The sequence below is a fragment of the Bacillus sp. V3B genome, assembly GCF_024494465.1.
In the GTDB taxonomy this organism is placed as follows: domain Bacteria; phylum Bacillota; class Bacilli; order Bacillales; family Cytobacillaceae; genus Bacillus_BD.
Genome location: NZ_JAETXM010000030.1, coordinates 29618 through 46156 on the forward strand (window position 1 = coordinate 29618; position 16539 = coordinate 46156).

Genomic DNA, 16539 nt, shown 5'->3' on the forward strand with positions numbered 1-16539 from the left:
AAGGTCAGAAAGAAGAGGACAATATCCCCTATTTATTTTACGGATCTAGGATGTATAACATGGTATAATATTACTATATAATTTCAGGATAAGCACGGGGACGCTTGTCTTGCTTCTTTTTAGTCCTAGGAAGCAAGAGAAATCGTTCTTTTGATTTTAGGGGGATGTTAGGTTTGATAAACAGCAGTTTACGGGAGAAGTTGCTAAAATGGAGAGATTGGGAAATCAAGCGTGGCTCTCAAGTAGCTCAAGAGGTCGATAAATTCATACAACAGCTTAGTCAGCCTTATGATATATTCTGGACTGGTGAAGCCGTACAAAGCAGCTTGCTATTAGATACATTGTTATCCGTGGACCTATTTGCAAAAATAGGTCCAGAAGTTGGCGGAATTAAGTTTCATATTCAGTATGGATTAAAGAAGGCTTTCAAGGCTTTTTTTCAAAATGGTCAGCCGCGTATCATCAATGATCAGGCCTTTCAGCTATTATTGACGGAAAAGGACGGGCCATGGAAAAAGGCAAGGAACCAGCTAAAAGAAATCGTTATGACTCTGCCAAATGATGTACTGCGATCTACTTCCATTGTTTATAGTCCATGGAGTCAGCATGAAAAACTCATGACTGTTCCGAACCTGAGTAAATATCCATGGGCAGTTATTGCAATAGGGGATCAGCCGCTTTCTGGCAATCAGCTCACGTATATTCGTTCTATTTTGGAACAACCAAGGATTCATACCTGGGTTGAAGGAAGTCATCCATTTCTTGAAAATGAGTATACCTATGAAGCTATCAGTATAGAACAACTATCTATCATAAGCGATGCACTGAGAGAAAATCAAAATCTATCTTCTTATCAAGCTAATCTGTTTTATGATCTTATCAGCCAGCCCATGACTAAACTTTACGATGAAATCTATCCCTTTTATGAAAATACTATAGATCCCATGCATCATGAGGTCCAACGGTTTTTATTGCAGGAAGAACAGTGGAAAGAATCTCAAAAGAAACATCATCAATGGATGGATGCCCATCACCAATTCCGGGAAATCTTAAGAGAATGGAATACGCTGAAAATAAAGGATATGGACTCTTTAACAAAGGCATTGGAAGAAATAGGTTCGTTTGCAAATAAAATAGGGGCAAGAGAGAATTATGTGGAATTACTCGAGGAATGGGATCAATTTGTATGCCCACAATATAAAGCGTATCATCGGTCATTTTCCACCTATTTTCAAAATGCGAAAAAACACCGTGAAGAATTAGTGTCTCTTTCTTCCAGATGGCCTTCTGTCAAGAAACCTTTTATTTTTTTCTCTAAACTCGAGGATTACTATTTTGATGTAGAAGAGTGCAATGAAAATGGTGCAAGATTAAATGGAGAGGCCAATAGGATAGAAAATGCTCAAAAAGAAATGCGAGATACATTTCAACGTTTTCAAGTAAAGGTTAAAGGGTTATTGCAAAAGTTAGATGCTGTATTGCTGTGGAAAATGAAGACTCAACATCAAAGGTATGAACAATGGTTACAGCGAAGATTACAAAACTCGAGATGGAATGAAGAAATAATTAATGAAGTAACGATGAAGGTAAAAATGTGGAAAACGTCTTTAGGATATATCAATCCGCTGCTTCAGTTGTATGAATACAAAGATAGAGCTTATTTTGAAAATACGATTAATTTGTATGAAAACCTTCAAGAAATAACAAAGACTGAACAATTGGAAAAAGGGAAGAAGCGTCTAGATGGGTTGTATAAGAAAAGAAAATATCCGAATTTGAATGAATCAATAGACGGACCTTCGATTCAATTGGAACAATGTACTATGAATGTGAAGCAATACTTGTCAGGTAGAATTAAGATTAATTTACCATCCTACATAGAAAAACTTAGAAGAAGGCGTAATAAAGTTGCTGCTATTTTAGTTCTAGGAGTCACTTTTTGGGTAGGGACCGCCATTTTAGGAGATGAAAATGTCTACTCTTATTCTTATGATGAGGGGTCTTCTCAATTCGATCATCAATCGTATGAACATATGGAAGAAGATGACGTGGATGTAGAGGGTCAGGTTGATTTAGTAGCTGAAGAGGTTTCAGAACCACCCATCATTTTTCAAGTTGATGAAGAAGGTTTAACGCAGTTCCTTGATGATTTCCGTAACGATTACATGAGTGCATTAAATTACAGGGATTTTTCGAGGATAGCACCTTATTTATTCAATCAAGGATATGCATATAGTGAACTTGCTAACTATATTTTATCGTTAACGGATAATGGATATTATTTTGAGTTTTATCATTTGTCTATTAATGGAATTGAAAATATGGGAGATAATCGCTACAAAGTTCATGTATATGAAACCTTTGATTTTACGAACAGTGAGGGCCAAGTCACTTTTTATGAGAGAGAAAAAAGCTATACGATACAGGCACTAAGTGAGACGAACTTCGCCATTGAAAGAATTGATATTACTTCAACAAATAAAGAAGAAATAGCAACGAATGAAGAGGGTGTAGAGGAAGCTGCAGTAGAAGAAGCTATAGTAGAGGAAGTCGTAGTCGAAGATGTCGTAGTGGTGGAAGATGAAGTGGCTCCTGCTATCACAGAATCTGAGATGTTAAGCTTTATCAATCGTTATTATGATGATTACGTTATGGCTTATAATGGGGAAGGCTTTGAGAGAGTTGCCTGGGCTTATGATCTGAATAGTGAAGAAGCTCAAAAGGTAGAGGCAGATATTCAAACTGTAAATGAAATTAATCTTACTATGTACAACGAAAGTCTAGAAATTAAGGGGATTGAATATAACGGAGATTCTTATGATGTTGTTGTGACTTTTGTTGATCAGTATATAGAACCCGATGGATCGACGAATAAAGAAAAATTTGATGGACATTATCGCGTGCAAGCGGTAGATGGTTCCTTCATCATGGAAGAGTTTGTTGGTGCTTCATATGTATATCCGGAATTTAATGAGTAATTTTTTAGTAGTATCATCATGAAAAAAGGTGACCGTAGTTGGTCACCTTTTTTCCTTACACATAATCCATCTGTCCATCATTATCGAAATCCCTGTCAAAGCGATCATGCTGTCCGTCATTATCCATATCTCGGTCAAGCCCATCATACTCGCCGTCGTTGTCTAAATCTGAATCATACATGTCGGGCATTCCATCGTTGTCTAAGTCAATATCGTATGGATCGTACATTCCATCATTATCCATATCATTGTCTAAATAGTCCCACTGTTGATCATTATCTAAATCATGATCTAAAATGACTGCATCTTCGGGTATGTTCATTTGCATATAACTCGTTGCGGCAGCTTCATTGTAGGAATCATCAGTATAAATCTCTTCTTCAAATCCAAAATCCATTTCTGACAGGGGGACTTCTGGAAAGGAAAAGGACGGAAATTCCATGGTGCTAGTTGTGGCGTTTAATAATGTGCTTTCTGAAGCTATTGCCCAGTCTTGGATTCCTGATAAGTCAGCCCCAGAAGTCATCATTTCGCTAGCAAAGACATCTTCCTCTAACGCAAAGTCTACAGAATCAGGGTCAAAGTCAAAGTCAGTATCGATATCAGTATCGATATCTACATTGCCAATGCCAAAAACTACTAATCCTAATGTAAGAGCTCCTAATATAAACAAGAATGGCAGTCTAAAAGACCGAGATATAGAGGCTAATGTGATCCAAGATACGATGGCAAAAGTCACAAGGAATCCTACATAATCCGAATTATTTATACTAGAATCTATTTTTGGAACAATATAGGAAATAACAAATGTAAAGAAAAGTATCTGTAATCCAACACCAATCCAAAATTGTTTCATAAAAAGGATTCTAACGAGTTTGATTACACGGTACGCAATCAAGATAAAAATAATAATACCTAATAGCACAAGCATAAAATAGCCCCCTAGAACTAGTCATGGGAATATTTTACCATAAAATAAGAAGTGAGGGGAAGTGGTCTTCGTCCCTGTGACACTCCGAAAAACCTTGTTTCATAGATTGTTCCACAAAATGGATGCTAATCAAATTTTTATTCTGTTTATAATTAGTAATTAAGGACCTTATGAAACGCTAGAACTGCCCCCACGTTTAATGAGATAGCCTTTTTTTGCGTGGGAGTTTGAAAAATATTTTCTGAAAGGGAAAGTCAGCACCATTTAACAATTTTAGCCAACCTGTTTGAATCATAAATTTGTCTGACTGATAAATACTATGCTTATACATCTAGAAGAAAGGGGTAGGATTATGAGTCGCATGACCGAAATGATTTTAGGTATAATAGGCTCCCTTATTGCGTTTGCCGGCGCCTTTTTCGCTTTATTTGTAGGTGCTGTTGATGAAGCTTTTGATGGCAGTGGTGAAGTGTCAGGCCTTGGAACCAGTGCCTTTTTATTTAGTGCGCTTGCCTTAATTGGTGCGATTGTGGTGAAATTTAAACCCAAACTGGGCGGTTGGTTAATGCTGATTTCCGGGATTGCCATTGTCATATCAATTAGTTTATTTGGTGTCGTACCAGCCCTATTTTTAGTCCCGGCTGGTCTAATGGGGATCATGAGAAAACCAAAACAAAAAGTAAAAGAATCTTATTAAAGGTGGTCATAAAATGAAGAAACTATTTGTACTATTATTTTCAGTGCTCTTGTTAACTGTCGGTTGTAATAATGGGGATAACGCAGGCACTTCAGAGGAAACTCCTGCTGAAACAACGGATGATCAAAAAGAGACAAACAAAGATCAAGATAAAGGCAAAGCTAAAAAAGAAGAAGCTAAACTAGAAATTACCGATTCAACCGGTGGTACTTGGAAAGACAGTATTGACACTGTATGGGTACACTCCGCAGCTGTTTATAAAAATACAGGTTCAAAATCTGTAGATATTGGAGAAACGCAAATGAACTTTAAAGGGCAGGATGACGGGATATTAGGTACCGCTACTATGATTTATTCTGTTCCGGCAATTGTCAAACCAGGGGAAACAGCTTTTATTGGAGAAACAACGATGTTAGACGGGATAACCGACCCCGCTCAGTATAAGGAAACAACCTATAATTTTGGTTTTGATGAAACCGAAGAGGACCCTAATATCCTTGAAGTTTCAGGGGTTAAGGGAATAAAAGGAGATGAGTTCACCCCTTACAAAGTAACTGGATTGGTAAAAAATACAACCGAAGAAAAACAAGACGATATTCGTTTAGCAGCGGGTTTATTTGATGCAAATGGGAAGCTCCTAGGAGTCTTCACCGGCTCTGTAGATGTTGGCGTGAACCCCGGCTCAGAGGCAGGTTTTGAATTAACCTATCCAGAAATTCCTCGCGAAGTCGTCGATCAAATTGCCAATGTAGAAGTTAAATCATACGGTTGGACATTTTAAAAACAGGGGATTCCCCTGTTTTTTGTGTTGAAATTGTAGAAGCAATTAAAGCAGGCTAAAAACAAATCGTAAATGTCTCAACAGTAATCGAATAGCTCGCATCCAGCTCAGACCAAGTCGTCCAAATGATGAAACAAATCAAGCAGGCATCTCTATCTCTGTACTCATCTAATGCCGGAGACCGTGAGATTTGTTCGCTGTGAAGCCCTGAAAAGTCTTGTTTCACAGAATCGTTTCATAGAGAGATTATCAATCTAATCAATATCTAGATACAGCAGGAAAATCAGGCAGAGGAGAAAATGATCTCTGTTTTTTTGTTGTTTTCGGCCTGACCCTTAAGGTATCCAAGAGGAGGTTGAAAGGATACAGCCATGTTATAATAAAGGTAAAACAAGAAGGTGATGGTTGTGGAACGGTTACTCAAACGGTTGCCTTTACATGAGTTGATAAGAATATGATATGGTACAGCGTTCCTTTTTCTACTGGTCCCATTTGTATAAAGAACCGATGCATGCAGGATCAAGTTATTTAGAACTAAAACCTGTGATCACGATCAATATTCTTAATTTCAATGTGTTTAAAATAGAAATAAGTAAATTTCATACTTCCTTTCATCTATACGAGGATATTTATCACGAGTTGGAGGGAATTGCGATGAAAGATCCTATTTTGCGAGAAGCATTTCAAGATTGGGAACAGCTCAGTTTTGATGAAGAAACAAGGCTAGCTTATGAAATTCGTTTAATGGAAAGTGCCATAAAGTTATATGAACGTCTCGGTTTTGAACGATTGCCTCAGTTTGACTTTGAACCTGCAAATGACGGCATTATCGTAAAGGCGTTTCGGCTTACGATTAAATAAGCTTGTATGGACAAGAACTTTGTGAAGGATTTTCATTTTATCTAAATAGGTGAGAAGGGGTCTCTCTATATGTGTTGAGGAAGGTGGATTCTTTCCTAAATTTGATAGAAAGAAGGAATAGAAAGATGACAAGAGTAGATGAGCAGGTACCATTATTAAAAAGACTAGTCTCATACCGAAGAGAGCTGCATGAACATCCAGAACTATCGATGAAGGAATACGAAACGACTAAGAGAATTCGCAGGTGGCTTGAAGAAGCAGGAGTCTCGGTTTTGGATTTTCCATTAGAGGTGGGAGTGGTAGCGGAGGTCAAGGGGAGCGAGCCTGGACCTACTATTGCATTAAGAGCGGATATTGATGCTTTGCCGATTAAAGAGGAAACAGACTTGCCGTTTGCATCGAAAAACGAAGGAGTCATGCATGCGTGCGGTCATGATTTTCATACATCTTCTATCATTGGAGCAGCGATTCTTTTGCAAGAACGTCGAGATCGATTAAAAGGGACGGTACGAATCATTTTTCAACCAGCTGAAGAAATTGCACAAGGGGCCGTTCTTATAGAAGAAGTTGGGGCACTCAAGGATGTAGAAGCGATTTTTGGCATGCATAATAAACCGGAATTACCAGTGGGAACGATTGGGGTCCGTGAAGGTTCTTTAATGGCAAGTGTCGATCGATTTGAAATAGAGGTAGTGGGAGTCGGTGGCCATGCGGGAATTCCGAATAACAGCATTGATCCAATTGTGATTGTTAGTCAGATCATTACGGCATTGCAGACAATCGTCAGCCGTAACCTCAGCTCATTCCATAATGCGGTGATAAGTGTGACGCAGGTGCACGCAGGAAATACGTGGAATGTGATACCTGAAAAAGCAGTGCTTGAAGGAACGGTTCGCACTTTCCAACATGAAGCTCGTCAAGCTATTCCAGAATTGATGAAGCGTACAGCGAAGGGGATTGCGAGCTCATTTGGTGCAAAAGCCGATTTCCGTTGGTATCCTTATATGCCGGTTGTGGATAATTCGCCTCGCTTTACAAAGGTGGCAAGGGAAGCTGCTAGGGAGCTTGGTTATGCTGTGGTGGAAGCCGAGCAAAGTGCAGCAGGGGAGGATTTCGCTTTTTATCAAACGAAAATCCCTGGATTTTTTATGTGGGTAGGTGTAGATGGTCCGCAAGAGTGGCACCATCCTGCGTTCACCTTAAAAGAAGAAGGCCTTATCGTTGCAGCAAACTACTTTTCAAATCTTTCTATTAAAGTATTAGATCAGTGGGAATAAATGGATTAGTATACTTAGAAATCTAAGTGCCAGGCACCATCCAGATAATTAGGAATTACAACATATGCTTTCACAGCAACAACCCAACGACTAAAAAATCTCTCGAAGTTTCTATTCTTCGGAGAGATTTTTTCTTTCTACTGATCTAGGTGCATAGATAGATTGTCTATTTGCAGATAACGGGAAAAATTAGTAAGATATTAGCTGGAAAAGCAATTGTTAATCAAATGAAAAGGATTGGAAACTTAATCAAGAAATTGGCATTAGAAAAAGCCGCATAGTTTTTTGTGTTTCTCAATTCCTAAATTATCATGAAAGATCTATGTTTCCGTTACGCCCCGAAGTGGAAAGCGGAGTTACAGAAGGTATTCGAACCTTATTTGTTATCCTAAAGATAGGTGGTTTTATATTTGAGCCAACGTGGATTCTGTTCTAGTTGTGGTAAGCTAACAGAGAATCAGTCATTATCGTATTGTGTAGAGTGTTCCCAAAAGGAACGTTCCGATTATGAAAAGGTAAGAGACTATATACGTAAAAACCCTAACTCCAACGCGATGAATGTAGCGCAGGGAACCGGAGTAGATATTAGTAAAATAATGAATTATATAAAAGAGAAAGCTTTATTCTTAACCTAATCTTCGCAGAGTTAGGTTTTTGGCACTTTGATATCTCAGTATATGTCGATTTTGTAGAATAATTGTTATCATCATTTTAGATCATTTGAAAGAGACTCTAGTTTTGCTGGGTCTCTCATTGAAGCATTTGAAGAGGCGGTACCGGGGATATTTTCCTTGGTGCTTTTTTATACATCATGGAAGTCTTCTTATAGAGGCAATCAATGATGAAAAACAAAAAGGCAAGAAGACCAAAAAAAGATAATCGCCTCCAATATATAAAATATAGGATAAACTAGAAAGGTGAGTCACTATGAGTCAGTAGAAACTCACCTTTCTTTTCATGAAAAAATCAATTTTTCACATGATAAAATGTTGCTTGATAGGGTAAATAGGTCGAAACTTATAATAGGAGCTGATAAAGGAATGATCATACGTGATGCTGTAGAAAGTGAATTTCAAAATATTCGAGAACTAAGAGTGAATGCCTATAGTGAACATGCACAAAAGATTTCTAGTGATCATTGGGAGGTTCTAAAGCAGACGGTCTCATCTGATGTAGATATGCAGCCAGGTGTGGAACGATTAGTAGCTGAATTAGATGGAAGAATAGTAGGGAGTATCGCTTTATTTCCGGCAAAGACGAATGCATATGATGGGTTAGTTGATGAGTTAGAACATCCTGAAATACGCATGCTTGCTGTTGCACCAGAAGCTCGGGGGAATGGAGTGGCAGCAGCATTAATCACTGAATGCATTCGAAGAGCGGAAGCGAAAGGCTTTGCATCGATTGGGTTACATACCGCTGATTTTATGGAAAGCGCCATAAAATTATATGGACGTCTCGGTTTTGAACGATTGCCTCAGTTTGACTTTGAACCTGCAAATGATGGCATTATCGTAAAGGCGTTTCGGCTTTCTATTAAATAAACTTTGTTCTTCTAATGATGGCATGGAATGAAAAGTCTACGCTATTTTCTTTTGTTTTCATTTTTATTTTGCTTTGCAGAATTTTAAGAGTAAGAAAGGGTAACGTTTGTGAAGGAGAGTGGATAAATTCCACTCTCCTTGCAAATGATGTTTCCTATATATTCTTCTTTAAGAAGGATGTTTGATTATTATTTTTCAAAAATCCCGATGGTAACGAATCTGAGGTTTAGAGAATATTTTCTACCCAATCAATTCCATTAGGAAATCCAGATCCGTATCCTGGGTCAAACTCTCGGCCATATCCTGACCCATAACCTTGACCGTAACCTGGTCCATAATCCGAACCATAGCCTGATCCATAATAACCCGGTTCATAACCCGAACCGTAACCTGCTCCATATCCGGGTCCATACCCAGGACTTCCATAACCCGCACCATATCCAGGTCCAAAGCCTTGACCATATCCGCTATATCCGGGTCTTCCATAACCTGCTCCAAACGCCATTCCTGGGCCTGTTCCATAATAACCTGCTGATCCTCCAAAAATACCTGGTCTATCTAAAAGTTCTCCACCTAAATAACCTAGTCCAGCTCCAATTAATCCTGCACCTAATGGTCCAATCCCGAACGTTCTATTTTGAAAATGAGGTGGTCTATTTCTATACATGGTGAGCTTTCCTCCATTCATCTGTCTATAAGAGTACGGTAACATCCTATTCCTCATTGTTATTTGTGTAAGGGACAATCGCCCGTTTTTTACTACCTTTCTCCATTTGATTTAATCTTGCTTCCTGTAATGGAAGGTTGAAACATTATATGTTTTGTTTCTTATCGAAATATGACCGTTGTCTTCATGCTTTAACAAAGAGAGGATAGTCCTTTCACACCTTTTTTCTATTTGCATACGATATAGAGGAAAAATTCTTGCCTAAGAGGGGATGACCATATGGATGAGCGTAAAAAGAATGAAAGAAATGAGCTTTTTGGAGAATTAATAAAGCCGCTTAATCATTTTTTTCATGAGAAACCTGTAAAAGGGTTCCTGCAGCAGATGGATGAATTATTCAAAACGACTTTCTCTTTTGCTCCTTCTTTCAATGTGGAAGTTTCCGAAACTGAACATGGTTATTTGATTAGTTCTGAGCTTCCGGGGATCAAAAGGGAACAAATTGATATAGATATTGTTGATCGTTACGTGACCATTTCGATTCATTCATCCGAATCATTAACACAAGAAGATGAAAATCAGAAAACGGTAAGAAGACAGGAGTCCCTCCAAAGATCGAGCAGAACGATCCCATTGCCACAGCCAATCAATGAAAGAGAAGTAAAAGCTTCTTACAAAGACGGGCTATTACAGATTCTAGTCCCTAAACAAAAAGGAAAGAAAATCATTTTAGATGATCCTAAATAAAGGCTGTTTTCGCATAGATTGTTGTTTTTCGGTTTCTCGTAGCAAACGGATTCCATAACCTAAGGCGTTGAAAGAGGTTTCGTAGTTCAATAAAAAATATTGTAGAAACATGTCGTTAGTTTGAATTTTATAAAAATAAGAAACAATCCATTCACATGTTATACTATTTTTAACATAAACGAGTTGAAAAAATAACAAATGAAATGAGTGGATCATTATGGTAGAAGAGTTAACAAACCGTTTTGAACTTGTAAAAAAACGTAACCCATTACACATCAATGAATTACTAGATTATCTTCAAAAAAGTTATATTTATGGGGAATTATCGATTGTTGAATATAAGAAACTTTTTTTCGAATTAGATAAACTTAAGGCAGAAAAGCCAAAGTCATTTATTTTTGCATCCATGTAATTGAGGTCACTGTGTGTTTCAATCAAAACCATGTTGCTTCATAATGATGTTTCACCATATTTTTATACCATACAGAAAAAGGAGAGCTATCCATGTTGATTAGCTCTCCTTTTATTATATTAATATAATAAATTTCTCTGGAATGCGAACCGTAAAAGAGATTCGATCTCCTTTTTTATCGCTAAGCGGGTTTAATATTCGCATGTCAAATACATCTTCACTTAAATAAGATAACTTGATATTTTCATTTCCACCTTTCGATTTTTCATCCCGAGAGTAGATCGTATTACTTCTTTTATGTAGTTAACGACTATCATTTCCATTCTTAGGTGCAAGGTACCATCCAGATAGTGGGGATTCAGTGGAATCTCAAATAAATTCATTAGAAATCTGTAAGTTAAAAATCTTAGTGTGCTATATTAAGTAAGATTGTTATTTGAAGGGAGATTCTTTTGTGGAGTTACCAAAGTCAAAATCAGATGTAAATACGAAATCATTTTATATATTTTTTCTCTTTATGGGTATTGTACTTGTAGCGTTTAATTTACGACCAGCTATTACGTCAGTAGGGCCGTTAGTAGGAATGATCCAGGGGGATATCGGACTAGCCCATTGGAGTGCAGGCTTGTTGACCAGTTTGCCATTAATGGCCTTTGCCGTCGTATCACCAATGGTCCCAAAAATCGCCAGTCGTTTGACGAATGAGCGGGCCTTGTTACTTGGTTTGCTGATTCTTTTAATCGGTATAGGCATTCGCTCCATCTCTATGACGTTTTTTCTCTTTGCGGGAACTCTTTTTGTTGGAATAGGGATCGCTCTTTGTAATGTCCTGTTGCCAGTTATTGTAAAAGGTCATTTTCCCTTGAAGTTTGGACTTATGACAAGCGTTTATTCTACATCCATGGGATTGGTTGCTTCGTTAGCATCAGGGATTAGTATTCCATTGGCAAGCGGTTTGAACCTCGGCTGGGAGCGAGCTTTAATTGTGTGGGTGATTCCTGTAGTATTGGCAATCTTTATCTGGGTCTATCTTGTCAAAATAAATAAAAGAAATCCGACGGATATAAAAAACGTTCGTCCTAGTGACAATCGAATTTGGCGTTCACCTATTGCTTGGCAAGTGGCGTTGTTCATGGGGTTTCAGTCGTTTTTGTTTTACGTAACGATTGCTTGGTTACCTGAAATCTTACATAATCAAGGGGTACATATGGAGAGGGCTGGTTGGTTGCTTTCGCTCCTACAGTTTGTCGGTTTACCTTTTAGTTTCTTGGTTCCTGTCATCGCAGGGCGCTTTCGTTCTCAGCAATGGATTGTAGTCGTGTTAGGTTTATTTTCGTTCTTCGGATTCGGGGGCTTGCTACTAGGCTCATCTTATCCAGTCATGATGGTCAGTATTATTGCGATGGGGATCGGATTGGGAGGAAGCTTTCCTTTAGCACTAACCTTCTTAGGAATGCGCGCTCGGGATGCCAGACAAGCCGCTGAGTTATCGGGCATGGCGCAAGCAATCGGGTATGTACTTGCTGCGATCGGACCTATGTTTATTGGCTATTTGTATGATTTCACCCATCTGTGGACCATTCCACTAATCACACTAATGATTGTAACCGCACTTCTGATTCTATTTGGTGTATACGCCGGTCGGGATCAATATGTGTATGAAAACTAAGAATATGATCTTCAAAATGTATTGGCATTTATAGGAAAAGGGATTAGGGTAGTGAACATCTCTGCAGTCTATTTTTAACTTCATTCAGCAAATGCTTTTTGTACCGAAAGCTTGCGACAGGTACAGAAGTCCTCCACTTCTGTAAGTGGGGGATGAATGCAAAAAGCTCTCTGATTCAGTGGGGGTTCAAACCCCGGCTGAATGAAGTTAAGCCTCCGGCGGATGCCTCGGATTTTTTAAAGGTAATTTATCGAGCAAGCTCGATAAAAATCCGGGCGCAAATTCGGCGGGGCGAATTTGATATGAAATATCTGATATAAAGAATCTGTTTCATGAGAAGGGTTAGGATGGACAAAGACCAACAAGATGTGAAAAAATTTCTAGAAGAGCAACTTGAGTGGAGCAAGGATCAAGCTCGTATTTTAGACAAAATGAACGTAAAGCTTCTTGAAATGAAAAGGATCGCTCAATACGTAGTGGATCATGAGCTTTCAGCAATTGAAATGAAATCATTGAATAGCCAATTAAATGATTTGAAAAATGAATTTCACGTTTTAGAAAAACAATTGCATTCTGTTGTACATTAGCTCAATAAAGGGGGTGTTTTCATGGATGTAGCACTTATGTCAATGGCTTTAAGTCAAGGACAAGTTCAGCAACAAGCTTCTATTTCAGTGATGAAAAAAGCGATGGATCAATCAGAAGGAAATGCTGATTTCATCAACAAGATGATGGGTGAGATGAATGTGCAGGCATTGCAGCATGCTGCCCAACCACATCTTGGTGGAAACATTGATATAAAAGGGTGAATTTGGACAAGAAAATGTCCATTGGAGTGAACAAGTTTTTAAATGAAAATTAAATTTTTTTGGCCTGAATTCATACGGATTCAGGTTTTCTTTTTTGATTGCGGTATATTAATTTCCGAAAGTCTTCACTTTATATTTTTTACTGTTAAAAACATCCCTCCTTATGCCGATATAAAGGGTAGCAATCTACTATTGTAAGGGGTGGAGTTCGATGATGATTGAGCGGATTTCGAATCAAAATGGTTCCGGTTCAACTAGAATACCAGCAGTAGAAAGAGTTAATCCCTCTCGGCCAGTTGAAGACATATTGAAACATCCTGAAGAGCCTTCTTCTAAAGAACCTTCTAAACAGGGTTATAAAGAAATGGATAAGGAGAAGGTGGAAGAGGTTGTACAGGGAATGAATGATTTTATACAGCCTATTAATACGTCCATCCAGTTTGTTCTTCATGATAAATTAAATGATTATTATGTAGCGGTTGTAGATGATGCAACAGATGAAGTGATAAAAGAAATTCCATCGAAAAAGCTTTTAGATACGTATGCGAATATGATGGAATTTGTTGGTTTATTGGTAGATAAGAAAATCTAAACGAGGTGACTCGAAATGGCAGATATGAGAATCAGTGGTCTGGCAAGCGGAATGGACATTGATGAAATTGTTACGAATTTAATGAATGCAGAGCGAATTCCACTAGATAAGGTACAACAAAAGAAAACGTACACGGAATGGCAACGTGATGATTACCGAACAATGAATACGGCCTTATCCGAATTAGATACATTGATTTTTGAAGGCGTTGGGAAGCAAGCTTCTTTTAACAAAAAGAATGTAACGGTATCCAACGAGAATGCGATCTCTGTTAAAAATGTGAATTCTACGAGCGATTTCTCAGGAACAGTAAGTGTAAGCAATCTGGCAAGTGCGGCAACGATGGTGAGTACGGCGGAAAACACAGATATAGAAAGTGCAAAGCAAAAACTATCAGAGCTTACTCCAAACACTGTTGGACAAACCATTACAATAAAAGCAATCAATAAAGATGGCGGCTATGATAAAGAGAAAAATGCTGATGGAACTGATTCGACTGAAGATAAGGTGTTCTCTTACACGATCACAGAAGATGACACGTTAGAAAGCGTTATAAATAAAATAAATGCTGACTCGGGAGTAACTGTTTTTTTTGATGAAAACTCAAAACAATTTTCGATTACAGCTAAGAATACTGGTGATGCAAAGACGAGTGCGGGTGATGATGTACCAGAAATTGTTTTAGGTGCTGTTGCTGAAGATGGTACTGTAATTGCTGACGGAGATACTTTTTTTACACAGATTATGAAAATGAGTGCCAACAATGTTGATGCGGCTAGTGTTAATATTGGAACTGTAGAAGACCCTATTATGGCAGGCACAGTTGGACAAAATGCGAATTTAACTTATAATGGCTTGTCTATCGAAAGAGCTTCAAACAAGTTCACAATTAATGGAGCTGAGATTACGCTTAAACAAGCAACGACAAGTCCTGTTACTTTTTCTTCATCATCAGATGTCGATACCATTTATGATACGATTAAGAACTTTGTCGATAGTTATAATGGATTAATTGCGAATATTTCAGACAAAACATCTGAAAGGAAAAGTAGGGATTATGCTCCGTTAACGGATACTCAGAAAAAAGCGATGTCAGATGACGAGGTTGAACAGTGGGAGGCTATCGCAAAAAAAGGAACGTTAAGCAGAGATTCAACATTGAGTAGCCTACTTACGAAAATGAGAACGTCGATTTATACGTCTGTTAGTGATACATCCTTCGGTAGTTTAGCTAAAATTGGAGTCTCGACAACGAGTAATTATCTCGAAGGCGGGAAGCTTGAGATCGATGAAAATACACTTCGAGCAGCAATTGAAGAAGATCCCAATGGTGTTTACCAATTATTTATGGGTGGCAGTAGTTCGTCACCAACCAGTGAACAAGGGGTTGCGAGAAGATTAAGAACAGATTTAAAGGCAGCCATGACAGACATTAGTACGAAAGCTGGCAAAGCCTCATCTATCAATAATACATTTACAATAGGACGCCTATTAAATAATTATGAAGATAAAATTTCGGCTTTTGAAGAAAGAATGGCAGCAGTGGAAGATCGCTATTATAGGCAATTTACGGCAATGGAAAAAGCAATACAAAAGGCAAACCAACAATCATCGTATTTAATGCAGAACTTTTTTAGTTAATGAATGAACGAACAGAAGGAGAGTAAACAAATGGCTATAAATAATCCTTACCAATCTTATAAACAAAATTCCGTCACAACAGCTTCACCAGGAGAATTGACACTGATGCTTTATAACGGATGTATTAAATTTATTCGTATCGCTAAAAAGGCGATTACTGATAATAATATAGAAGAAAAGAACACAAACCTGATCAAAGCACAAAAAATCATCCAAGAGTTAATGGTAACATTAAAAATGGATGTAGCTGTCTCGAAAGATATGATGAGTTTATATGATTATTTGCTTCGTCGCTTAATCGAAGCAAACACGAAAAATGATGCAGCCATTTTAGATGAAGTAGAAGGATTTGTAACAGAGTTCCGTGATACATGGAAAGAAGTCATTCAACTCAATCGTCAGAAGCACTATGCCGAAGGTGGTCAAGCATAGTGGGTGTTGTAAAGGGTTTTTACGAGGCAACGGTTGAGTTAATTCAGTTGCTTAGCCGTGAAGATCAAAAGGATCGCGATGTAAAAATCAAAAGGATTGAAGAGTTATTAGAAAAACGAGAGGGGTTCATGAAAAGCATGAAGCCTCCTTTCTCACAAGCTGAACAACAACTAGGTAAGCAACTTGTTAAACTAGATCAACAATTAACGAAGCTGCTAGAAAAAGAAAAAACGATGATTCAAAAGGATATAAAAAACTTAAGTAAGAAAAAGCAATCAACAGCAAAATATAACAATCCATACGAATCTCTTATAACAGATGGAGTTTTCTACGATAAGCGAAACTAGCTGGTGTCAGGCACCACAAAAAGACACTTTAACTTCATTCAGCAAATGCTTTTTGTACCGAAAGCTTGCGACAGGTACAGAAGTCCTCCACTTCTGTAAGTGGGGGATGAATGCAAAAAGCTCTTTGATTCAGTGGGGGTTCAAACCCCGGCTG

General features: G+C 38.1%; 18 protein-coding genes and 1 pseudogene. 17 read left to right on the plus strand and 2 right to left on the minus strand.

Annotated elements, in window-relative coordinates; translation table 11 throughout:
- Window positions 1–173: 173 nt before the first annotated feature.
- The gene (locus tag JMM81_RS20035; RefSeq protein ID WP_256243312.1) at window positions 174–2978 is read left to right on the plus strand and encodes a TcaA NTF2-like domain-containing protein; all 2805 of its coding nucleotides are present in this window, start codon (window positions 174–176) and stop codon (window positions 2976–2978) included.
- A gap of 55 nt (window positions 2979–3033) precedes the next feature.
- Here the strand turns inward: JMM81_RS20035 and JMM81_RS20040 are convergent, their stop codons facing one another.
- Window positions 3034–3909 carry a hypothetical protein gene (locus tag JMM81_RS20040; protein ID WP_256243313.1) on the minus strand — a complete coding sequence of 292 codons (876 nt, stop codon included), beginning with the start codon at window positions 3907–3909 and terminating at the stop codon, window positions 3034–3036.
- Between the two features lie 352 nt (window positions 3910–4261).
- On the opposite strand from JMM81_RS20040, the gene JMM81_RS20045 reads away from it, so the two are divergent.
- From JMM81_RS20045 to JMM81_RS20070, 7 genes and pseudogenes are all read left to right on the plus strand, one after another.
- A complete protein-coding gene (locus JMM81_RS20045; RefSeq protein ID WP_256243314.1) occupies window positions 4262–4606 on the plus strand; it encodes a hypothetical protein in 345 nt (114 codons plus the stop codon).
- A gap of 13 nt (window positions 4607–4619) precedes the next feature.
- A complete protein-coding gene (locus tag JMM81_RS20050; protein ID WP_256243315.1) occupies window positions 4620–5387 on the plus strand; it encodes an FxLYD domain-containing protein in 768 nt (255 codons plus the stop codon).
- 459 nt (window positions 5388–5846) lie between these two features.
- A pseudogene (locus JMM81_RS23195) lies at window positions 5847–6002 on the plus strand (PD-(D/E)XK nuclease family transposase); the annotation flags it as partial.
- Window positions 6003–6041: 39 nt separating this feature from the next.
- A complete protein-coding gene (locus JMM81_RS20055) occupies window positions 6042–6248 on the plus strand; it encodes a hypothetical protein (protein ID WP_256243316.1) in 207 nt (68 codons plus the stop codon).
- Between the two features lie 125 nt (window positions 6249–6373).
- Entirely contained in the window at window positions 6374–7525 is a 1152-nt protein-coding gene (locus tag JMM81_RS20060; RefSeq protein ID WP_256243317.1) for a M20 peptidase aminoacylase family protein, read from the plus strand.
- 410 nt (window positions 7526–7935) lie between these two features.
- Window positions 7936–8160 (plus strand): hypothetical protein, encoded by a 225-nt coding sequence (locus tag JMM81_RS20065; RefSeq protein ID WP_256243318.1) that lies wholly within the window; start codon window positions 7936–7938, stop codon window positions 8158–8160.
- A 405-nt stretch (window positions 8161–8565) separates the two neighbouring features.
- Window positions 8566–9069 (plus strand): GNAT family N-acetyltransferase, encoded by a 504-nt coding sequence (locus JMM81_RS20070; RefSeq protein ID WP_256243319.1) that lies wholly within the window; start codon window positions 8566–8568, stop codon window positions 9067–9069.
- A 226-nt stretch (window positions 9070–9295) separates the two neighbouring features.
- Here JMM81_RS20070 and JMM81_RS20075 read toward each other — a convergent pair whose 3' ends face one another.
- Window positions 9296–9736, minus strand: coding sequence for a hypothetical protein (locus JMM81_RS20075; RefSeq protein ID WP_256243320.1), 441 nt, complete (start codon window positions 9734–9736; stop codon window positions 9296–9298).
- Between the two features lie 279 nt (window positions 9737–10015).
- On the opposite strand from JMM81_RS20075, the gene JMM81_RS20080 reads away from it, so the two are divergent.
- The 9 genes from JMM81_RS20080 (at window position 10016) to fliT (ending at window position 16385) form a co-directional block, all read left to right on the plus strand.
- Window positions 10016–10483, plus strand: a complete 468-nt coding sequence (locus JMM81_RS20080; protein ID WP_256243321.1) for an Hsp20/alpha crystallin family protein — start codon at window positions 10016–10018, stop codon at window positions 10481–10483.
- Window positions 10484–10700: 217 nt separating this feature from the next.
- A complete protein-coding gene (gene yppF, locus JMM81_RS20085) occupies window positions 10701–10895 on the plus strand; it encodes a YppF family protein (RefSeq protein WP_256243322.1) in 195 nt (64 codons plus the stop codon).
- 517 nt (window positions 10896–11412) lie between these two features.
- On the plus strand, window positions 11413–12564 hold the full coding sequence (locus JMM81_RS20090) for a CynX/NimT family MFS transporter (protein ID WP_256243329.1): 1152 nt from the start codon (window positions 11413–11415) through the stop codon (window positions 12562–12564).
- Between the two features lie 347 nt (window positions 12565–12911).
- Entirely contained in the window at window positions 12912–13151 is a 240-nt protein-coding gene (locus tag JMM81_RS20095; protein ID WP_256243323.1) for a hypothetical protein, read from the plus strand.
- A gap of 21 nt (window positions 13152–13172) precedes the next feature.
- Window positions 13173–13373 (plus strand): YjfB family protein, encoded by a 201-nt coding sequence (locus tag JMM81_RS20100; RefSeq protein ID WP_256243324.1) that lies wholly within the window; start codon window positions 13173–13175, stop codon window positions 13371–13373.
- A 211-nt stretch (window positions 13374–13584) separates the two neighbouring features.
- Window positions 13585–13965, plus strand: a complete 381-nt coding sequence (flaG, locus tag JMM81_RS20105; RefSeq protein ID WP_309143512.1) for a flagellar protein FlaG — start codon at window positions 13585–13587, stop codon at window positions 13963–13965.
- A 15-nt stretch (window positions 13966–13980) separates the two neighbouring features.
- Window positions 13981–15606, plus strand: a complete 1626-nt coding sequence (locus tag JMM81_RS20110; protein WP_256243325.1) for a flagellar hook-associated protein 2 — start codon at window positions 13981–13983, stop codon at window positions 15604–15606.
- 30 nt (window positions 15607–15636) lie between these two features.
- A complete protein-coding gene (fliS, locus tag JMM81_RS20115) occupies window positions 15637–16038 on the plus strand; it encodes a flagellar export chaperone FliS (RefSeq protein ID WP_256243326.1) in 402 nt (133 codons plus the stop codon).
- Window positions 16038–16385, plus strand: a complete 348-nt coding sequence (gene fliT / locus JMM81_RS20120; RefSeq protein ID WP_256243327.1) for a flagellar protein FliT — start codon at window positions 16038–16040, stop codon at window positions 16383–16385. The genes fliS and fliT overlap by 1 nt, the downstream gene beginning before the upstream one ends.
- Window positions 16386–16539: the final 154 nt, after the last annotated feature.

Excerpts from the sequence above, each read along its gene's own strand:
- JMM81_RS20070 (WP_256243319.1), top strand. The coding sequence starts at position 8,566 with ATGATCATACGTGATGCTGTAGAAAGTGAATTTCAAAATATTCGAGAA.
- flaG (WP_309143512.1), top strand. The coding sequence starts at position 13,585 with ATGATGATTGAGCGGATTTCGAATCAAAATGGTTCCGGTTCAACTAGA.
- JMM81_RS20110 (WP_256243325.1), top strand. The coding sequence starts at position 13,981 with ATGGCAGATATGAGAATCAGTGGTCTGGCAAGCGGAATGGACATTGAT.
- yppF (WP_256243322.1), top strand. The coding sequence starts at position 10,701 with ATGGTAGAAGAGTTAACAAACCGTTTTGAACTTGTAAAAAAACGTAAC.
- JMM81_RS20080 (WP_256243321.1), top strand. The coding sequence starts at position 10,016 with ATGGATGAGCGTAAAAAGAATGAAAGAAATGAGCTTTTTGGAGAATTA.
- JMM81_RS20055 (WP_256243316.1), top strand. The coding sequence starts at position 6,042 with ATGAAAGATCCTATTTTGCGAGAAGCATTTCAAGATTGGGAACAGCTC.
- JMM81_RS20095 (WP_256243323.1), top strand. The coding sequence starts at position 12,912 with ATGGACAAAGACCAACAAGATGTGAAAAAATTTCTAGAAGAGCAACTT.
- JMM81_RS20075 (WP_256243320.1), bottom strand. The coding sequence starts at position 9,736 with ATGTATAGAAATAGACCACCTCATTTTCAAAATAGAACGTTCGGGATT.
- JMM81_RS20040 (WP_256243313.1), bottom strand. The coding sequence starts at position 3,909 with ATGCTTGTGCTATTAGGTATTATTATTTTTATCTTGATTGCGTACCGT.
- JMM81_RS20060 (WP_256243317.1), top strand. The coding sequence starts at position 6,374 with ATGACAAGAGTAGATGAGCAGGTACCATTATTAAAAAGACTAGTCTCA.
- JMM81_RS20100 (WP_256243324.1), top strand. The coding sequence starts at position 13,173 with ATGGATGTAGCACTTATGTCAATGGCTTTAAGTCAAGGACAAGTTCAG.
- JMM81_RS20045 (WP_256243314.1), top strand. The coding sequence starts at position 4,262 with ATGAGTCGCATGACCGAAATGATTTTAGGTATAATAGGCTCCCTTATT.
- JMM81_RS20050 (WP_256243315.1), top strand. The coding sequence starts at position 4,620 with ATGAAGAAACTATTTGTACTATTATTTTCAGTGCTCTTGTTAACTGTC.
- JMM81_RS20090 (WP_256243329.1), top strand. The coding sequence starts at position 11,413 with ATGGGTATTGTACTTGTAGCGTTTAATTTACGACCAGCTATTACGTCA.
- fliS (WP_256243326.1), top strand. The coding sequence starts at position 15,637 with ATGGCTATAAATAATCCTTACCAATCTTATAAACAAAATTCCGTCACA.